At 59.9% G+C, this 18553-nt stretch carries 19 protein-coding genes; 14 read left to right on the top strand and 5 right to left on the bottom strand.

The window, feature by feature from the left end; genetic code table 11:
* Positions 1 to 45 precede the first annotated feature (45 nt).
* The 4 genes from ABAC402_RS23400 to ABAC402_RS23415 form a co-directional block, all read right to left on the bottom strand.
* Positions 46 to 1917, bottom strand: coding sequence for a M2 family metallopeptidase (locus tag ABAC402_RS23400; protein WP_023448081.1), 1872 nt, complete (start codon positions 1915 to 1917; stop codon positions 46 to 48).
* Between the two features lie 62 nt (positions 1918 to 1979).
* A complete protein-coding gene (gene mtgA / locus ABAC402_RS23405; protein WP_023448082.1) occupies positions 1980 to 2861 on the bottom strand; it encodes a monofunctional biosynthetic peptidoglycan transglycosylase in 882 nt (293 codons plus the stop codon).
* A 24-nt stretch (positions 2862 to 2885) separates the two neighbouring features.
* On the bottom strand, positions 2886 to 3875 hold the full coding sequence (locus tag ABAC402_RS23410) for a WD40 repeat domain-containing protein (RefSeq protein WP_023448083.1): 990 nt from the start codon (positions 3873 to 3875) through the stop codon (positions 2886 to 2888).
* A gap of 198 nt (positions 3876 to 4073) precedes the next feature.
* Positions 4074 to 5255 (bottom strand): GTP-binding protein, encoded by a 1182-nt coding sequence (locus tag ABAC402_RS23415; RefSeq protein WP_023448084.1) that lies wholly within the window; start codon positions 5253 to 5255, stop codon positions 4074 to 4076.
* Positions 5256 to 5502: 247 nt separating this feature from the next.
* On the opposite strand from ABAC402_RS23415, the gene rplU reads away from it, so the two are divergent.
* From rplU to ABAC402_RS23470, 12 genes are all read left to right on the top strand, one after another.
* A complete protein-coding gene (rplU, locus tag ABAC402_RS23420) occupies positions 5503 to 6057 on the top strand; it encodes a 50S ribosomal protein L21 (RefSeq protein ID WP_023448085.1) in 555 nt (184 codons plus the stop codon).
* A gap of 25 nt (positions 6058 to 6082) precedes the next feature.
* The gene (rpmA, locus tag ABAC402_RS23425; protein WP_023448086.1) at positions 6083 to 6355 is read left to right on the top strand and encodes a 50S ribosomal protein L27; all 273 of its coding nucleotides are present in this window, start codon (positions 6083 to 6085) and stop codon (positions 6353 to 6355) included.
* A 229-nt stretch (positions 6356 to 6584) separates the two neighbouring features.
* Positions 6585 to 7181, top strand: a complete 597-nt coding sequence (locus ABAC402_RS23430; protein WP_023448087.1) for a GNAT family N-acetyltransferase — start codon at positions 6585 to 6587, stop codon at positions 7179 to 7181.
* 174 nt (positions 7182 to 7355) lie between these two features.
* Positions 7356 to 8420, top strand: coding sequence for a GTPase ObgE (obgE, locus tag ABAC402_RS23435; RefSeq protein WP_023448088.1), 1065 nt, complete (start codon positions 7356 to 7358; stop codon positions 8418 to 8420).
* 29 nt (positions 8421 to 8449) lie between these two features.
* Entirely contained in the window at positions 8450 to 9103 is a 654-nt protein-coding gene (locus ABAC402_RS23440) for a nicotinate-nucleotide adenylyltransferase (RefSeq protein ID WP_369751334.1), read from the top strand.
* A gap of 61 nt (positions 9104 to 9164) precedes the next feature.
* On the top strand, positions 9165 to 9614 hold the full coding sequence (gene rsfS, locus ABAC402_RS0119690) for a ribosome silencing factor (protein ID WP_023448090.1): 450 nt from the start codon (positions 9165 to 9167) through the stop codon (positions 9612 to 9614).
* A 16-nt stretch (positions 9615 to 9630) separates the two neighbouring features.
* The gene (gene rlmH / locus ABAC402_RS23445) at positions 9631 to 10116 is read left to right on the top strand and encodes a 23S rRNA (pseudouridine(1915)-N(3))-methyltransferase RlmH (RefSeq protein WP_023448091.1); all 486 of its coding nucleotides are present in this window, start codon (positions 9631 to 9633) and stop codon (positions 10114 to 10116) included.
* Between the two features lie 55 nt (positions 10117 to 10171).
* Positions 10172 to 11347, top strand: a complete 1176-nt coding sequence (locus tag ABAC402_RS23450; protein WP_023448092.1) for a murein hydrolase activator EnvC — start codon at positions 10172 to 10174, stop codon at positions 11345 to 11347.
* Between the two features lie 209 nt (positions 11348 to 11556).
* On the top strand, positions 11557 to 13017 hold the full coding sequence (locus ABAC402_RS23455; protein ID WP_023448093.1) for a S41 family peptidase: 1461 nt from the start codon (positions 11557 to 11559) through the stop codon (positions 13015 to 13017).
* Positions 13018 to 13320: 303 nt separating this feature from the next.
* Complete coding sequence (locus tag ABAC402_RS23460; RefSeq protein WP_023448094.1) at positions 13321 to 14544, top strand: divergent polysaccharide deacetylase family protein; 1224 nt, start codon at positions 13321 to 13323, stop codon at positions 14542 to 14544.
* Complete coding sequence (locus tag ABAC402_RS23465) at positions 14541 to 15014, top strand: RNA pyrophosphohydrolase (RefSeq protein WP_023448095.1); 474 nt, start codon at positions 14541 to 14543, stop codon at positions 15012 to 15014. The genes ABAC402_RS23460 and ABAC402_RS23465 overlap by 4 nt, the downstream gene beginning before the upstream one ends.
* A gap of 190 nt (positions 15015 to 15204) precedes the next feature.
* A complete protein-coding gene (locus tag ABAC402_RS23470; protein WP_155847285.1) occupies positions 15205 to 15510 on the top strand; it encodes a hypothetical protein in 306 nt (101 codons plus the stop codon).
* Positions 15511 to 15515: 5 nt separating this feature from the next.
* On the opposite strand, the gene ABAC402_RS23475 is transcribed toward ABAC402_RS23470, so the two are convergent.
* Entirely contained in the window at positions 15516 to 16535 is a 1020-nt protein-coding gene (locus ABAC402_RS23475) for an AraC family transcriptional regulator (RefSeq protein WP_023448097.1), read from the bottom strand.
* 559 nt (positions 16536 to 17094) lie between these two features.
* Between ABAC402_RS23475 and ABAC402_RS41205 the strand changes: the two genes are divergently transcribed.
* Complete coding sequence (locus ABAC402_RS41205) at positions 17095 to 17244, top strand: SEC-C metal-binding domain-containing protein (RefSeq protein WP_082179833.1); 150 nt, start codon at positions 17095 to 17097, stop codon at positions 17242 to 17244.
* A gap of 91 nt (positions 17245 to 17335) precedes the next feature.
* Positions 17336 to 18385 (top strand): deoxyhypusine synthase, encoded by a 1050-nt coding sequence (locus ABAC402_RS23480; protein ID WP_023448098.1) that lies wholly within the window; start codon positions 17336 to 17338, stop codon positions 18383 to 18385.
* The last annotated feature ends 168 nt before the right edge of the window (positions 18386 to 18553 follow it).

Below are 18553 nucleotides of genomic sequence, written 5' to 3' on the forward strand. Positions count from 1 at the left end.
AGATCTTGTGGGGTCGCGGACCCCAAACCCCGCAACGCATCAGCGTTACGCCTCCCACCCGCACTGCTGCCCCTGGTTTTGCTCGGTCAGCCATACATCCAGCGGCTTGAAGTACTCGATGATCGCCGTGGCATCCATCTCGCGCTGGCCGGTGAAGGCCTCCATGGCCTCCGGCCACGGCTGCGACTGCCCCATGGCCAGCATGGCGTTCAGCTTGTCGCCTACCGCACGCTCGCCATAGATCGAGCAACGATGCAGCGGACCCTTCCAGCCGATCTGGTCGCAGGCCGCCTTCTGGAACTGGAACTGCAGGATATCGGCCAGGAAATACCGTGTGTATGACACCCCTGCCGGGATATGATACTTGGCGCCTGGATCAAACGCCGTCGAAGGCCGCACGCCCGGCGCGCTCAGGCCCTGATACTTGCCGATCAGTTCCCACCAGCGCTTATTGTACTCGGACTGGGTGATCTGGCCGTTATAAACCTCCCACCGCCAGCGATCGATCAACAGGCTGAACGGCAGGAAGGCCACCTTCTGCAACGACATCTTCAGCAGGAACGGAATGTCTTCTGACTCGCCCGGCACCTTGTCCAGCAAGCCGATCTGGTTGAGATAGGTCGGCGTCACCGACGACAGGCCAATAAAGTCGCCGATCGCCTCATGGAAGCCGTCATTGGCGCCGTTCTTGAACAGGAAGGGCTGGTCCTTATAGGCGCGCTGGTAATAGTTGTGCCCCAGCTCATGGTGGACCGTATAAAAGTCCTCTCCATTCACCTGGGTGCACATCTTGATGCGGATGTCGTCACGGTTATCGACATTCCAGGCCGAGGCGTGGCAAACGACGTCGCGCCCTTCCGGCCGGGTAATTTGCGACCGCTCCCAGAAGGTCTGCGGCAGAGGATCCAGGCCGATCGAGGTGTAAAAGTTCTCGCCCGTCTTGACCATCTTGACGGCATCAAACTTCTTCGACGTCAGCAGCTTGTCCAGGCTGTAGCTGGTTTTGATCTTCTTCGGCGCGACCACGTCATAGATGTTGGTCCAGTCCTGGGCCCACATATTGCCCAGCAGGTCGGCGCGGATCGCCCCGAACTTCGGCTGGACGCCATCACCATACTTTTCATTCAGCTTGCGCCGGACATAGCAGTGCAGGTTGACATAAAACGGCTGAACCTGGGCATACAGCCGGTCGGTTTCGGCGGCAAAGGCATCCGGCGACATGTCATAACCCGACCGCCACAGGGCGCCGGTATCGGCAAAGCCCAGCCCCTCGGCGCCGTCGTTCGACAACTCGGCCAGTTTGGCGTAATCGGCCTTCATAGGGGTGGCGATGCTCATCCACCCCTCCCACATGGCGCGCAAGGTCGCCGGATCGCGCGAGGTCGCCATGGTGTTCGACGCTTCGGTCAGGTTATAGGTCTTGCCCTTCCAGGTAAACTTGCCTGTCGAATAGGTGTTGCCCAGACGCGCCGCGACGCTGGCCAGCTCCTCGGCGGCGCCCGGCTTATTGGCCGCTGGCAGGGGCTGATAGATGCGCAACAGGTCCAGCTTGCGCCGCGTCGCCGGATCGGCGGCGACACTGTTGTACCTGGCGGCATCGGTGGCGTAACCAACCATGGCTCCGGTCATGGCGGCATCGGCCTTGGTGCGAAGCCATTCCGTGTCGTGAATGATGTAGGTTTCGGCCACCCACTGGACGTGAGCCTGGTATTCGCCCAGCTCGGCAAGCCTGGTTTCGGCGCCGTCGACAAAGGCCTTGGCCTCGGCCGGCGTCGGTCCGGCCGGTGTCTCGACTGGCAGCGGCACATCGGCCGGTACTTCCGCCGGAATCTCAGCGATCGGATCTGTGGTGGTAGGGGTGGTGGCGCAGGCGGTAAGCAACAACAGACTCACCGTAGATAACAGCAGACGCTTCATGACAGCCTCCCAAGATCGTTAATGCAGGGAGGGAAGGCTATTTAGCGGTAAGCGTCAAGACCTTAGTCAGCTGCGCAGATATCGATGCCACCGTTCTGGAAGGTCCGCGCTGCCGCCTGGATCTTGCCCGAACGCTTCTGGACATACTTGCCGGACTTGGCCGCCTTCCACTTGCGCGGACTGGGCAGGATGGCCGCCAGGCGTGCCGCTTCGCCGCGCGTCAGATCCTTGGCGGACTTGCCGAACCAGTAGCGCGACGCCGACTCGGCGCCATAGACGCCCGGTCCCCACTCTACGCTGTTGAGATAGACTTCCAGGATCCGGTCCTTGGGCCACATCAGTTCGATCAGGCCGGTGTAATAGACTTCGAAACCCTTGCGCACCCACGACCGCGACGGCCACAGAAACACGTTCTTGGCCGTCTGCTGCGATATGGTCGAGGCGCCGCGCTTCTTCTTGTGGCTGGCGTTGTATTTCTGCGCCTTCTCAATCGCGTCGAGGTCAAAGCCTGTGTGGGTGCAGAACTTGGCGTCCTCGGCGGCGACAACGGCCGACTTCAAATACGGGCTGATGTTGCGCGCCGACACCCAGCGATGATCAAGTCCCTCGCCTTCGGTCAACCGCTGCATCATCAATATGGTCACCGGCACTGGCACAAAGCGGTGGATGGCAACCGACAGGATCGAAAAGGCGAAGAAACCGACGACCAGGTAAAGCGCCCAGCGCAGGATGGGATTTAGCTTGTCGGGTTTGCGCGCCGGCGCGGCGGCGACTTCGGGTTCAGACGGAGCCACGGGCTCGTCATCGGACGGCGACGAAAAAACGCGGGAGTTCTTGTCGTGACTCTTGTCAGTTTCCTGGTCGGAACCGTTGCCCGTCTGGTCGTACATGATGTCGGGCGACAGGCCGTCTGCGCCGTCTTCGTCGTCCTTTTTATCACTCATTTACTGACGCCCCCACAGCGCTACCTATTCACTACCTTCGTAGATATAGACGAAACCCTCCTCATCGCCAAACACCAATCGATTGGCTTCATTGGACATGGCGAGCGCGGTGATCGCCGCACCCTTTTCGGCCTTCACCCAGTCGATGCCGGTCGATTGCAACTCGGCGATCCATACCCGGCCGTCGTCCAGCCCGGCGGCCAATAGCGTCTCTTCCGGCGCGCCCGACACCACGGTGACCATGGCGCCGTCCTGAGGATTGATCTCGGAGGCCTCCTCACCCATCGGACCGTTGCTGCGCAGGAATGGCCACACCACCGCGCCATTGGCACCGGAAGTTGCCAGAAGCTTACCCTTGGCGAAGAAGTCGATCGACTTGATCTTGGCGGGATAGCCGCCCATGCGCATGTCTTTCGAGTCCTTCAGCCGCCAGCCGTGCAGAGCGTTTTCCTGCATGGCGGTGATGAGGAAGTCGCCAGCAGGCTGCATGGCGATAGCGGTGTGCGATCCGGCCCAGAACAGTTTCTGCGGCTTTTGCTCGGCAATGCGCGAAAACCAGACGTTAACGCCGTTATAGGTTGAGCAATAGAGCTTGCGGCCCTTGGGGTCGAAGGCGATGCCGGACACGCTGTGATCATGTCGGAACACACGCTGCGCCTTGCTGAGCAGGTCCAGGAGATAGACGGTTTTCGCGGCAGCATAGGCGATGGTCTGGGCTTCGGGCGCGGCGGTCATCACATCGATCCAGGCGCCTTTGTGTGAGGCCAGCTCGATCGGTCCGGAGTCCTTGGTGGTCCAGACGACGCGGCCGTCATCTCCGCCGGTGACAATACCGAGCCCGGTCGGATGGACGACGGCGCACAGGATACCGGCATTGGGGTGGGAGTCGAACTCAGCGTCGAGGTCGGGAAAGACGACACGACCATCGGCCAGGGCGACAATCGGCTCATCGAGCGAATCGAACAGCGCGGCGACAACGTAGGAGTCAAAGGACTTGGAATAGGCAATGGTCATGGGGAAGGTGGTACCGAGCGAAAATTCGCAAAATTACTTCTCCCCGCTTGCGGGGAGAGGACGAGAGCGGAACGAAGTGAACGCGATCGGGTGAGGGGCCTTCTGCAGACGCTTACGCACCGGACATATCCGATGCCCCTCACCCAACGTCTCCCCGTTTGCCTGCCGGCGAGGCCGGGGAGAGGGGATTCTACAACGTTACTGCACCACGCACGCCTCAAACCCGGCTTTCAACGCCGCCTGGTCCAGATTCCGGCCAATAAACACAGCCCGCGACAGACGCTTTTCGCCCTCACGCCACGGCTGTTGCAGTTCACCTTCCAGGATCATGTGCACAGCCTGGAAGACCAGACGCTTTTCCTCACCGGCGACATTCAAAATGCCCTTGGCGCGCAGGATGTCCTGCCCCTGCTCGGCCAGCAGTTTGTCCAGCCATTTGGTGAATTTTACGCCGTCCATCGGCGTCTCCGAGCTCAAGGAAACGCTCTTTATTTCTTCATCGTGGATCGGATTAATCTGGTGGCTGCAATGCTCGTCATGAACGTGACCGGCTTCGCCATGGCCGGGATTAGCATGATGATGGTCGTGATGGTCATGACCGCAATGTTCGTCATGAACATGACCAGGCTCTCCGTGAGCGGGGCCATGGTGGTGATGGTCGTGCCCGTGCCCGTGCCCGTGCCCGTGATCATGATCGTGATCGTGATCGTGATCGTGCCCGTGATCGTGATGGTTCTCGACCTTTTCCATCTTGCTGAGATCGAAACGGTGCTGGTTCAACAAAGCCTTGATCGGCACATCCGAACGGTGGGCGCGCTGGATGGTGGCCAGCGGGTTCAGCCCCTTCAGACGGGCTTCGATCTCATCCAGCTTCTCCGGCGACACCAGGTCGGTCTTGTTGAGAATAATATGGTCGGCAAAGGCCACCTGTTCCTTGGCTTCGCGGCCGTCCTTCAATGCCTGATCGAAGTGGCGGGCATCGACCAGGGTGGTCACCGAATCGAGATAGGTCTTTGCCTTGATCTCTTCGTCGACGAAGAAGGTCTGGGCGACCGGGCCGGGATCGGCCAGGCCCGTGGTTTCGACGATGATGGCGTCGAACTTGCCTTTGCGCTTCATCAACCCCGACAGAATACGGATCAGGTCGCCGCGCACGGTGCAGCAGACGCAGCCGTTGTTCATTTCGAACACTTCTTCATCGGCACCGACGATCAGGTCGTTGTCGATGCCGATCTCGCCGAACTCATTGACGATGACAGCGTATTTCTGGCCGTGGTTCTCGGTCAGGATGCGGTTCAGCAGGGTGGTCTTGCCGGCGCCGAGATAGCCGGTCAGCACGGTGACGGGAGTCTTGGTCGAAGTAGCAGCGCTGTCGGGCATGGTGTTATCTTGTAATAGTGATAAATGGATGTCGCTTAAGTATGCCTTTGCCCATCGAAATCAAGCGGAAGCTGACCGGCACTTGGAATTTCTGACAAAAAGCATTCGTCGAACATTGACTCCCCGAGCTTTGGCTGTATAAGTCGCCGCCTCTCGCCCGGAGCCCTAGGTTCCTGGGGCGTTTTTCCATTTTCCGCGCGGACTTTTCTTCTCCGTAAAGCCCTGCGCCCGAGCAAAGGTTCTGACCATGTACGCGGTCATCAAAACAGGCGGTAAGCAATACCGTGTCGCCGCCGGCGACCTGATCAAGGTCGAAAAGCTCGAAGGCGAGCCGGGCGCGGCTGTGAAGTTCAACGAAGTGCTGATGGTCGGTGCCGGAAACGAGACACTTGTTGGCGCTCCGCTGGTCGACGGCGCTGTCGTCGAAGCGACCCTGATCGAAACCCGCAAGGGCGACAAGGTCCGCATCTTCAAGAAAACCCGCCGTCAGGGTTATCGCCGCACCAATGGCCACCGTCAGTTTGAGACCGTCCTGCGCGTCACCTCGATCCTGGGCGGCGGCAACGAAATCAAGTGGGACGGCACCGTCTCGCTGATCACCAAGGCTGAACTGGACGCCCGCGCCCGTGGTCTGGCCCCGAGGTCTCTGGCCGCTGCGCTGGAAACCGAGGTTGAACTCGATACGGCTCCCCTCGTGGAAACGATGGTCGACGAACCGTCCGTAATCGAAGACGCCCCCAAGAAGAAGGCCGCGCCCAAGAAGGCCGCTGCTGAAACCGAAACCACCGCTGACGAAGCGTAAGCACTGTATTTAAGGAGATACTCCTATGGCACATAAAAAGTCTGGCGGTTCGTCGCGTAACGGTCGCGATTCAGAAGCCAAACGTCTTGGCGTAAAGCGCTTCGGCGGCGAAAACGTCCTGGCCGGCAACATTCTGGTCCGTCAACGCGGCACCAAGTTCTTCCCTGGTGACAATGTTGGCCTCGGCCGCGACCACACCCTGTTCGCTACGGCGACAGGCGCAGTGAAGTTCACGACCAAGCGTAACGATCGCTGTTACGTGTCGATCATCCCTGCCGTGGCTGCAGCAGCCGAGTAAGCACGACATCCTCACTTTCGGATCGTGCTTTTCAAAGCCGATCCCGACGCAGTTGTAGCGGGAGTCCGGTCACCGGGCTCCCGTTTTGCATTTTTGTTTTGCTTAAACGAAATGTGATCCCGCTCTGAAACGCAAAGGCTCGAACTGTTACAAGTCGGCCCTAAATAAAGCCCAACCCGACGTCATATGCATAATCGCTGCGTAAGCGGGTGGGCCCTGGAGACGAGTCATGATCATGGAAACCTTTGCCAGCGATAGCGACGCCTACGGCACCGGTCGCCCCGATACCACCAGAGAAACCTCGATCGAAACCACGCACCTGAGCCTGACCGCCCCGCGTCCCTCTGACCTTGATGCACTGCTGGCGGTGTTTTGCTCCCGGGACTGCGCGCGCATGACCCACACTGTGCCGCACCCCTTCACCCGTGAGGACGCCGAGCGACTGCTGGGCAACATGATGGCCAGGCCCTACGCCTACTGGACTGTCCGTCGAGAGAACGAACGTTTGATCGGCGTCATCGCCCTGACCCGATCGGCGTGCGGCAAGACGTCGGACCTGCACCATTTCGGTCCGCACCTGGGTATCTTCATCGCCCCGGACCACCAGGGCCAAGGCTATGCGGTCGAGGCAATTGACGGGCTGCTGCGCTGGGTCAAGACTCGCCACCTGCACAAAATCATCCATGCGGCGCACTTTGCCGACAACGACAGGGGCGCCAAAACGCTGATCAATGCCGGATTCCTGTACACCGGACGCAGGACGCAGGAGACCGCGGCAGCCCGTGACGGCGACCACCAGGTGCTGCATATGATCCGGATTCTATAATTCTTATCCTCCGCCGCTTGCGGGGGAGGACAGTTCTCATGTTTTTCTGCAAAAAAGTACCCTTAGGCGAGGGCAAAGCCCGAAGCCGAGGGACTTTTTTGCGAATAACCTTATCCTCCCCCTGAGCACAAGGTCATTGATCTTGGCCAGGATTTCCGTCAAGACAACCAAACCATGAAATTCCTAGACCAGTGCAAGATCTTTATCCGCTCCGGCAATGGCGGCGCCGGCAGCGTCTCCTTCCGGCGTGAAAAGTTCATCCCCAACGGCGGTCCCGACGGCGGAGACGGCGGCAGGGGCGGCGACGTCTGGATCGAAGCCGCCGACGGCCTCAACACCCTCATCGACTACCGCTACCAGCAACACTTCAAAGCCCGTACCGGTGACCACGGCAAGGGCCGCCAGATGCACGGCGCCAATGCCGACGACATTGTGTTGCGCGTCCCCGTCGGCACCGAAGTCCTGGACGAAGAGGGCGAAACCCTGATCGTCGACCTTGACATTGCCGGCAAGCGCTATCTGCTGGCCAAGGGTGGCAATGGCGGCTGGGGCAATACCCGCTTCAAGGGCCCCGTCAACCAGGCCCCGACCTTCGCCCTGCCCGGGCAGGACGGAGAGGAACGCTGGCTGTGGTTGCGGCTAAAACTGATCGCAGATGCCGGCCTGCTGGGCCTGCCCAATGCCGGAAAGTCAACCTTCCTGGCGGCCTCCTCCTCGGCCAAGCCCAAGATCGCCGACTACCCCTTCACCACCCTCACACCCAATCTCGGCGTCATTGACCTGGGCCCTGAACAGCGCTTCGTCCTGGCCGATATCCCGGGCCTGATTGAAGGCGCCTCGGAAGGTGCCGGCCTGGGCACCCGGTTCCTCGGTCACGTCGAACGCACCAAGGTGCTGATCCACCTGGTCGACGGTACACAGGACGATCCGGTCAAGGCCTACAAGGTCATCCGCCGCGAGCTTGAAGCTTACGCCGAAGACCTGGCCCTGCGACCTGAACTCCTTGCCATCAACAAGGTCGATGCCATGGACGCCGACGCCCGCAAGAAGCTCAAGCAAAAGCTGAAGCGCGCTTCCGGCCAGACTCCCTACCTGATTTCCGGCGTCTCCGGCGAAGGCGTCCGCGAGTTGTTATTCGCAGCGCTCGATACCATTCAGGGCAGGATTCCCCTGGGCGAAGACAGGAATGACGACAACGACGCCCCGGCGCCTGCCGCCTACAGTCCATGGGATAGCTGAACGGGATGTGGCGCGCCGGTCTAGCCCCGATGACTCCTGTCGTTCGCGGCGGCGGCCTGCGCCCCGGCTTTCACCTCGAGACCGGTATGAAGATCGGCCTGTTCGGCGGTTCGTTCAATCCGGCCCATGAAGGCCACCGCCACGTCGCCGAAACCGCCCGCGTCAAGATGGGTCTGGACCGCATCATCTGGCTCGTCTCGCCACAGAACCCGCTGAAAGCCAGGGCCGAGACCGCGCCCCTGAGCCAGCGCATCAGCGAAATGAAGCCGTTCGTCGGCCCTTACGACATCGTCTCGGATCTTGAGAGCCGCATCGGCGCCACCTATACGCTCGACACCCTTCGGGCGCTAAAGGCGCGCTTTCCTGGCGTCCACTTCGTCTGGATCATGGGCGGCGACAGTCTGGTCAACTTCCACAAATGGCGCGGCTGGCTCCAGATCATGGACATGGTGCCTGTCGCCATCGTCTCTCGCCCCGGCGCCATGATGAACGCCCGCTTCTCGCACGCTGCCAAACGCTTCGCGCATTACCGCGTCAAGGAGCGCCAGGCGCGCATACTGGCGGCCATGCCCGCCCCGGCGTGGTCGTTTTTTAAAGGCCCCTTGCACAGCCATTCCTCGACCGCCATCCGGGCCCAGAGACGGCAGAATGCAACCGCTTCCATGCAAAGCCCTAAAATTTAAGTGATCGTCCGCATTGATGGGATGACCCGACGGCCCATCTGTGCTAGGCTCCCTCCTTATCGTGGACCATAAAGGAACCCTGACCCTGTCTCTGCAACCCGCGCAAGATGCGCAACCGAAAGCCTCCGCCGCTAGTCCGGCGGCTGCGCCTGATACTGTTCAGGCTGCCCACGATGAAAATCTCCCGCCTCTTGAGACCCTGATTGTCGATCGTCTCGATGACGACAAGGCGCAGGATATTGTCTGCATCGACCTTAAGGGCAAGTCGTCCGTCGCCGATACGCTGATCATCGCGTCGGGTCGTTCGCACCGCCATGTCGGCGCCTTGGCCGACCACGTCATGCGCGCCCTGAAGGAAGCCGGCTACGGCAAGGCCAAGGTTGAAGGCCTGCCGGCCTGCGACTGGGTGCTGATTGATGTCGGTGACGTCGTCGTCCACATTTTCCGTCCGGAAGTCCGCACCTTCTACAATATCGAGAAGATCTGGTCGCTGTCGCCCGCTGACGCCTGACGATGCGCCAAACATTATGCGCCTGACGCTGTGCGCCGTTGGTAAACTTGGTGCGACCACCGAAAATTCTCTCGTCAAAGACTACCTGAGCCGCGCCGGTCACACCGGACGCGGCTTAGGTATATCTCCTGTCGAGTTGATCGAGGTCGAGGCCAGAAGAACCAAAAATCTGACTTCGGGCCAACTCAAGGCGGCCGAGGCTGACGCTGTTCGCGAGGCGGTCGATAGCGGCATTCTGATCACTTGCGACGAACGCGGCGAACTTCTGACCTCGCGCAAGATCGCCGAACGGCTGGAAGTCTATAAAGACCGCAGCGAACGCCGGGTGACATTTGTCATTGGCGGCGCCGACGGGTTGGACCCGGCCCTGCGTTCTCAGTCAGCCTTTTCGCTCGCGTTCGGACCCCAGACCTGGCCCCATGCCCTGGTCCGCGTCATGCTCGCCGAACAGATGTACCGCGCCATCACCCTCCTGGCCGGCCTGCCGTATCATCGCGATTAAGCTTTCGATTACCGTGTTTATTGAGAATTAAGGCGATACACCTTATCTCAGGTCCATGCACCGTTCGTCCTATCGTCTGCTGTTGACCGGTTTTGCCGTCTTCGCCCTGGCCGGGGCGATGCAGTCGGACGCCAATGTGCGGATCAAGCCCTTATCGGCGCAGGACCAGGCCGATCTCGACGCCCTGTCGGCGCAACGCCGTGCCGAAGAGCGCAAGAGCGATCAGACCCGCCAGACCGCGCGCCAGATCGCGCTTGAGGCCGAAGACCTGCGCCAGCGCATTATCGATATCTCGAAAAAGCAGGGTGTGTCGGAACAGCGCGCCGCCATCTACCGGGCGAAGCTGGAAACCCTGAACCTGCAGGAAGTCGACATTACCCGCCGGCTGACGACAGAACGCGCCAAGCAGGCGAAGCTGTTGTCGGCCTTGCAGATCTATTCGCGGAACCCGCCTCCGGCCCTGCTGATCAATCCGCGTCGGGCCAATGACGCCGTCCTTGCCGCCATCATCATGAAGGCGATCACGCCGGAGTTGGAAAAGCGCACCCAGAGCCTCGTCAAGGAAAACGCCCAGCTGGTCAATGTCCGCCGCCAGGCCGCCCTGCAGAACGAAGCCCTGTTCATTTCGGAAAGCGAGGTGTCGAGCCAGCGCCGCGAGATCGAGGGTCTCATCCGCCAGAAGATCGCGCTGGAAGACAAGATGCTGAAACAGGCTGATCGCATGGACGCCAATGTCGTGGTGATGAAGGCCAGGGAAGACCGCATGCGCGGGCAACTGCCCTTGCGCGGCATGCTGGGCAATGACAGTTCGCGCCTCGGACAGCCCGTGGTCGGGGAAAAGGTGCGAGACTTTGGCCAGGTTGGGGGCCAGATTGGGGGCCAGTCTGGAGTCCAGACCGGCGGTCCTGGGAGCACGCCGTCCAGCCGCGGCGTCTATTATGCAGCCCAGCCGGGCTCCCAGGTAACGGCGCCGGCCGAAGGTGAGGTCGAATATGCCGGCCCGCTGGCATCGTACGGCCAGGTGGTGATTCTGGGGATTGGCAACAATTATCACGTCGTACTTACCGGTCTCGGCAGGATCTATGTCGACAAGGGCCAAACCGTCGGTCGTGGGGAACCCGTCGGCCGTATGCCTAACCTGTCGGACAAGAAAACATTGCTGTATATGGAGTTGCGTCGCGGTGAAGACCCGGTCAACCCTGGAAACCTGGTACCGGTCTCCGGACGTTAGGGCGCGATGCGGTTGTCGACATCGATTTTCTACTGGCGCCAGCTGACCGGGCGCAGCGACACTTTCCAGGCAATTGCGTCACAACCGGCAGGAATCGTAAGGGCCGGTTATACGCCCCGTTTACGCCACACTCACACTCTTATATGTAGTTTAGTTACCGTGATGCCCGGGCACCCTCGTTTCCGTTTTGGGCTTCCCCTGAGGACAGTATGAAAAACCTTTATCTCGGCGGATTCGCCGCTCTCTGCCTGAGCGCCGGCGCCGTTGCATACGCCAACCAGCCGGTCTTTTCACCGCGCTCGGACACCTATCAACAGCTCGAGCTGTTTGGCGATGTCCTGGCCATCGTCCAACAGGACTACGTCGTCAAGGTCGACTCGAAGAAGCTGATCTCGTCGGCGCTGCAAGGCATGCTGACCAGTCTGGATCCGCATTCCAACTACTTGTCCGATGAATCCTATACCGACCTGAATGAAAAGACCCGCGGCTCGTACGGCGGCATCGGTCTGGAAGTCACCAGCGAAGACGGCGCCGTCAAGGTCGTCACCCCCATGGACGACACCCCGGCCATGAAGGCCGGCGTCGAATCGGGCGACTTCATCACCGCCATCGATGGCACGTCAATCCTGGGCTTACCGCTCAACGAAGCCGTCTCCAAAATGAAGGGCGACGCCGGAACCAAGCTGACTGTCACCATCGTCCGCACCGGCAAAGACGAGCCGTTCGACCTGACCCTGACGCGCGAAGTCATCACCGTCAAATCGGTCAAGGTGCGTATGGAAGGCGACTATGGCTATCTTCGTATCGCCAGTTTCTCGCAGAACACAGCCAACGATGCCCGTGCGGCGCTCGAAGACCTGATGGCCAAGAACCCGAACATGAAGGGTCTGGTCCTCGACCTGCGCAACAATCCCGGCGGCCTGCTCGAACAATCAGTCGGCGTCGCCGACCTGTTCCTTAACGGTGGCGAAATTGTCTCACAACGTGGCCGTGATGCCAAAGACATCATCCGCTATCAAGCCAAGAAGGGCGACATGCTGAAGGGCATGCCCCTGGTGGTCCTGACCAATCCCGGTTCCGCCTCCGCGGCCGAAATCGTCGCCGGTGCGCTTCAGGACCATAAGCGCGCCTCGATCGTCGGCCTGACCACCTTCGGCAAGGGCTCGGTTCAGAGTGTCATCGATCTGGGTAACAACCGTGCTGTGAAACTGACCACGGCGCGCTATTACACGCCGTCGGGCCGTTCGATTCAGAAGACAGGCATTGAGCCGGACCTGGAAGTGGCGCAATCCAAGGAGCAGGCGAAGTACATCGCCACCTCAGCCTTGCAGTATACCGAAGCGGCCTATGCCAACGCACTCGATTCCGACGAAGGTAAGGTTCGCCGCTCTGCCCATGCGGTGCAGGAAGTGCCGCCGGAGGATTTCGATGTCAAGACCGGCGACTTCACCCTGACGCGCGGTCTGGATGTCTTGAAATACAATGGTGACGTCAAGTTGGCCGCGGCGCATCCACGCGGCGTCAAGCTGGCCGATGCCGAGCTGGTCAAGAAAGACGCCAGCCGCTTTGCCGGCAAGGACAAGGCGGCTCCGGCTTCGGGCACGATCGTTGAAGGCGCCAAACCAGCCGGCGCAGCGTCGAGCAGCTCCAGCTCGTCTGCGCCGAAGTAAGGTCGTCAAAGCTGAACAATATCAGAGCCCTCCGATCCCCGGAGGGCTTTTTTCTTTCCCTCTCCCCGCTTGCGGGGAGAGGACGAGAGCCGAGCAACGCGTGGGCGATCGGGTGAGGGGCCTTCAGAGGACGGGGCACTCCGAAGACGCCCCACCCCTCACCCTAACCTCTCCCCGTTTGCCTGCCGGCGAGGCCGGGGAGAGGGGATTCTGACAGCGCCTTCCCCACAAAAGTAAGCCTTCGTTAGGCTTTGTTAACCCTGACTTGGGACAATCGCACGGTAAGTTTCCGGATCGCGTCCCATGTTCGCCAAACCGAAGTCGCCGAGCTTCCTCAGCCGTCCGCCCGCGCCACGCGGCGGACGATTCGATATGCGCGCCGCGACGGACAAGATGGTTGAGGTCTTCAAGAAGCCCTATGTCGCGCCGCTGACGGCCGGCACCGCCTTCGTCCTGGTCGTGGTCGCCTTCCTAAACCTGGCTGGCGACCCCGATGCAGCGTCGCAATCGGTACGCATCAACCTGCATAAGACGCCCGAGGCCAAGACGCCCCCGCCGCGTTCGGGCGCGGGTGAGGCAGCCGAGGGCGAAACCTTCACACTCGACAGTCTGGGCCTGTTCGGCGAAACCCCGCCGGACAGTTTCAACCTGGATCAGTCAGGTCAGACCGGTGAGCCGGCATCCGGCACCGTCATTACCCTGCCGGGCGACGGCAGCGACGCGGTCATCAGCCCAGGACCACGTGCCGCGCGCACTCCGCTGGTGCAATCTCCTGTCAACGGCCTCGTTCAAACCACCAACAGCGGACCGCTGCCAATGATTTCCCCGGCGGGCCTGACACCGGCCTCGGCCTACGCCCGACCGTTCCGCAGCGATGGCCGGCCCTTTGTCGCTCTGATCGTCGGCGGCCTGGGGCTGAACCCGGTGGCCACCCGCCAAGCCATAGACGAACTGCCGCCGGAGGTCACCCTCTCTTTCGTGCCCTATACCCAGGGGTTGCAGGGCTGGATCGACCTGGCACGGGCCTCGGGTCACGAGGTTATCATCGAAGTACCTATGCAGCCGGCCAACTATCCCGAAAGCGATCCCGGTCCGCAAACCCTGATGGCCAACGGCAAAAGCGACGAACTGCAAACCAAGCTGGCCTGGTCACTGTCGCGCGCTACCGGCTTCTTCGCCGTTTCCAATTATCAGGGTAGCGCTTTTCTGAAGGACAAGGCCGGCACCCAGACCTTTATGAGCGTATTGAAATCGCGCGGCGTCGCCTTTATCGACGATGGCCAGGCGCGCGGCCTGCAGGGCGCCTGGTCGCGGGCCAGTGCCGACCGCGTGATCGACAGCCAGATCAACGCCCAGGCCATCCAGGCACAACTGGCCGGGCTGGAGACAACCGCCAAGAACCGTGGCAGCGCACTGGGTACCGGTTTCGCCTATCCTGTCACCGTGGCGGTTGCCCTGCGCTGGACCCAGTCGCTGGACGCCAAGGGGATTCAGCTGGCGCCGGCCTCGGCGGTGCTCCACCAATGACCGCGCCGACCGGCTATCGTCCCAATGTCGGCGTCGTCGTCTTCAATCGCGACGGCCAGGTGTGGATCGGACATCGCTTCGGCATGGCCGGCGACTATGCCTGGCAGTTCCCCCAGGGCGGAATAGATGAAGGCGAGGACCTGGAAGAAGCTGCCCGTCGCGAGCTTTACGAAGAGACCGGGATCAAAACCATAGACCTGATCGGCCGCACGAAGGATTGGGTGATCTACGACTTTCCCGCTGACGTTCTGGCCCAAGGTAAAATCGGCAAGAATTTCAAGGGTCAGAAGCAGATCTGGTTCGCCTTCCGTTTTACCGGAGAGGATAGCGAGGTTGATCTGAACGCCCACCACGAGCAGGAATTTTCACGCTGGGAATGGTGCGACATGGCGTGTGTCATCGACCGAGTGGTCCATTTCAAGCGCGACAGCTACCGCCAGGTGATCAAGGAATTCGAAGGCCTGGTGTGAAGGATCCCGTTAGCGACGACTACGGCTAGAGCGCTATCCGATAAAGTGGAGATCACCCACACGGGCGCTCCCGTTTTCGGAAAAATTACGCGACAAAACAAAAGGTTAGAGCGGGGTTTTGGTTCCATCAAAACTCATCCCGCTCTAGCACGTCATAAAGCCTCACCGTATCGAGCACGGTTTCGATTTCATGCCGGTCTTTGAAGGTGACAGAATGGAGTACACGTACAATTTTCTCGACTATTATTTCATCGAAGACGAGCAGCAGATTACGGCCCGGCATTATCTCGATCAGCCCGATGAAGTCAGCGTGGATGTCACGTCACACGAAGGGCTCCAAACCGAGTTTGCTCAGAAAGTTCTTGTTTTACTGGGGATGCGATGTTCCAACATTACCCGGCCAGGAGACGAGGGTTATAAAACCCTGCCGAGTGCTATTGCAAGCAAATTGACGGAGCGCATCCATGCGCACGTGAAGGTTACAGGCGCCCTGTAACGAACCTACTTCGCAGGCCCCTTGCGGCGGGTATCCGATGGCGCTTCTCCGAATTGGTTCGCGTAGTACTGGGCAAACCTCCCGGCATGGGGAAAGCCATGATTGGCCGCGACCTCGGCAATAGACCGGGTATCGCGCACATCGTTTAGCGCCTGATGCGCCAATTGCAGCCTGATCGTACGAAAGTAGGCGTGCGGCGTCACATCCATATGGCTTCGGAAACTCGTCTCCAGCGTCCGCACGCTGATATTGGCCGCCTTGGCGACTTCGGCCATGGATGGATTGCGCCGCACCTCGCGCTGCATGAAATCACGCGCCACCCGCAGATAGTTGGGCATGGGTGCTGCCTTTGGGGCCTGCATACGCTCGGAACAGCGATGTGGAATGCTTTCGAGCAACAAATGGCTGAACGTCTCGGCCAGGCGCTGTTGCAGGGGCGGCGACAAGTGTCGGCTCTGAAAGGTGAAGGCATCCGAACACAGGGTAGAAATCAGCCGCGACAACATCCTGGCCTTCGGTGTCGACATGTCGATCACCGGCCCCAACTGCAAATCCTGCTCAACGGGCAACTGAAGTACATCGTATAGGAACCGCTGCACCCAGTCGAAGCTCAGCTTGATGATATAGGCCTCGCAGGTCGAGCCGTCGGCGAGGTGGTAGATGCGCGTCTCGGTACGCGGCTGGTAGATGATGGCCGAACACGGCGAAATCGTTTGTGTCGCGTGATTCCGCTCCAGGCGCAGGGTTCCGCGCACCGGCATGATGATCACGACCTCATGGGTCGGATCTGTCTGGATCTGGAAAAAGCCGTGACTGCACGTCAGGCGCGCCATCAGAATCCGCGGCGCATTGCGGCTGTCGTGCGACTTCAGCACGCCCAGGTTCATCTGCCAGTGAAAGTCCGGCCGCACCTCTTCACGGTCGCAGTTCCAATCGAAAAAGCTGCAAATGATCTTCTGAAACTTGTCAAAGCTATCGCCGACGCATTGCCATGTCTCCACGGCATCCAGCGAGTTGCCTTGCATGATCTCTAGTCCCAACGCAGCGGTCCTCCATGCCTGAGAATCAGGTTCAGTCGAAGGGTTGAAAATCTGAGTAAAGGAAAAGATTCAACTCTAAAAGAGAACGGATATCCGCTAATAAACATTGATATCCAGAATGCGAAAAAAAGACATAAACAATAAAGCGAATCACATATTAGAATATAAATACAACTAAGATAATTACGTTATGAGCTGAAATTTCTAAAATATCCGTAAATACGCATTTTTAACCAAATCTCGTATAGTATCTTTACTTTTTTATTTGTAGGTCCGGACATTTTTGCGACCCTTACCTCATGATCTGCCAATATCCGCAAGCCGTCACATCACGGTCACGGCGCAATGCTAATTGCCAAACGCGTCTCGATCGTCTATTGAGCCGCCTACTCAAACCCTCCCCATCGCTCCGTCTGGGGGATCAAGGGCCAATGACGGGCGTCACCAGCCATATGGAGGCGATCATGCGTAAACATTCTCCGGACTTCAGCTTTCGAGCCGATATCTAAACGCCGGAGGGGCTTTCCCCAGCGAATCCCGTGTCATGCGTGGCGACCGTGTCGTCCACGGCGACAAGGAGCTTTTGGAAAAACTGGGCCGCAAGGACCCGTGCCCCTGCGGATCTGGTCGCAAGTTCAAGGCGTGCTGTCTCACCATCCGCTCCTTTCAAGGACTTGAACTACTACCGGCGTGACTGATCTTCTCCTTATCCCGACCCGCCGTCGCTCCGTCCGGCGGGTCGGCCTATCCAATGACGGGCGCTCAAATCAAGGGAAACCACAGATATGAACGCTCCCGTTCAGACCAACACTAAGGCAGAGCTGCTGCAGAATACCGTCGAGCACGTCGACATCACCTCCTATGACGCGCGCCCGATCATCGATTCGATGCGCAAGATGTCGTTCTCGTCGCGCGACACAGCCCGCGCCGCCGACATCTTCAACATGGCCCTGGCCGACAAGGGTTGCTCGACCTGGCTGATCCTGGCCGGTTCGACCTCGGCCGGCGGCTGCATGCACGTCTATCGCGACATGGTGAAGTTCGGCATGATCGATGCCGTCGTCGCCACCGGCGCATCGATCGTTGACATGGACTTTTTCGAAGCCCTGGGCTTCAAGCACTACCAGGCCGCCGGTTCAGTCGACGACAACGTGCTGCGCGACAACTACATCGACCGCATCTACGACACCTATATCGACGAAGAAGAGCTGCAGGCCTGCGACCACACCATCCTGGAGATCGCCAATCGCCTGGAGCCGCGCGGCTATTCCTCGCGCGAATTCATCTGGGAAATGGGCAAGTGGCTGTCGGAAGGCAACGCGAAGAAGCCCGGCTCCCTGATCCAGACCGCCTACGAAGAGGGCGTGCCGATCTTCTGCCCGGCCTTTGTCGATTCGTCGGCCGGTTTCGGCCTGGTCAAGCACCAGAAGGAACGCATCGCCGCCAAGCAGCCCTACATGCTGCTCGACGCGATCGCCGACTTCCGTGAACTGACGGACATAAAGATCGCCGCAGGCACCACCGGCCTGTTTATGGTTGGCGGCGGGGTTCCGAAGAACTTCGCCCAGGACACTGTTGTCTGCGCCGAGATCCTCGGCGTCGAGACGGACATGCACAAGTACGCCGTCCAGATTACGGTTGCTGACGTTCGCGACGGTGCCTGCTCGTCCTCGACTCTTAAGGAAGCCGCCTCGTGGGGTAAGGTCTCCACCACCTATGAGCAGATGGTCTTCGCCGAGGCTACGACGGTCGTTCCGCTGATCGGCTCAGACGCCTATCACCGTGGCGCCTGGCAAAACCGCGAGAAGCCGCGATGGGCCAAACTGTTCGCGTAATTGTGAGTTCACAACTCAGATACATGGCGGAGCACCTCTTGCGTTTTCGCCAGAAAGGATTAGTTAAGGCCTTAACGCTATAATCTCCTGATGATTCGCGTTAACTGAGTCATAAGTTCGTCGCCGGGATCATCCCCCCCCCTCGAAACCGGCGGCATGCGCGGCCCT

Origin of the sequence: Asticcacaulis sp. AC402 (assembly GCF_000495835.1) — a bacterium.
Taxonomy (GTDB): domain Bacteria; phylum Pseudomonadota; class Alphaproteobacteria; order Caulobacterales; family Caulobacteraceae; genus Asticcacaulis.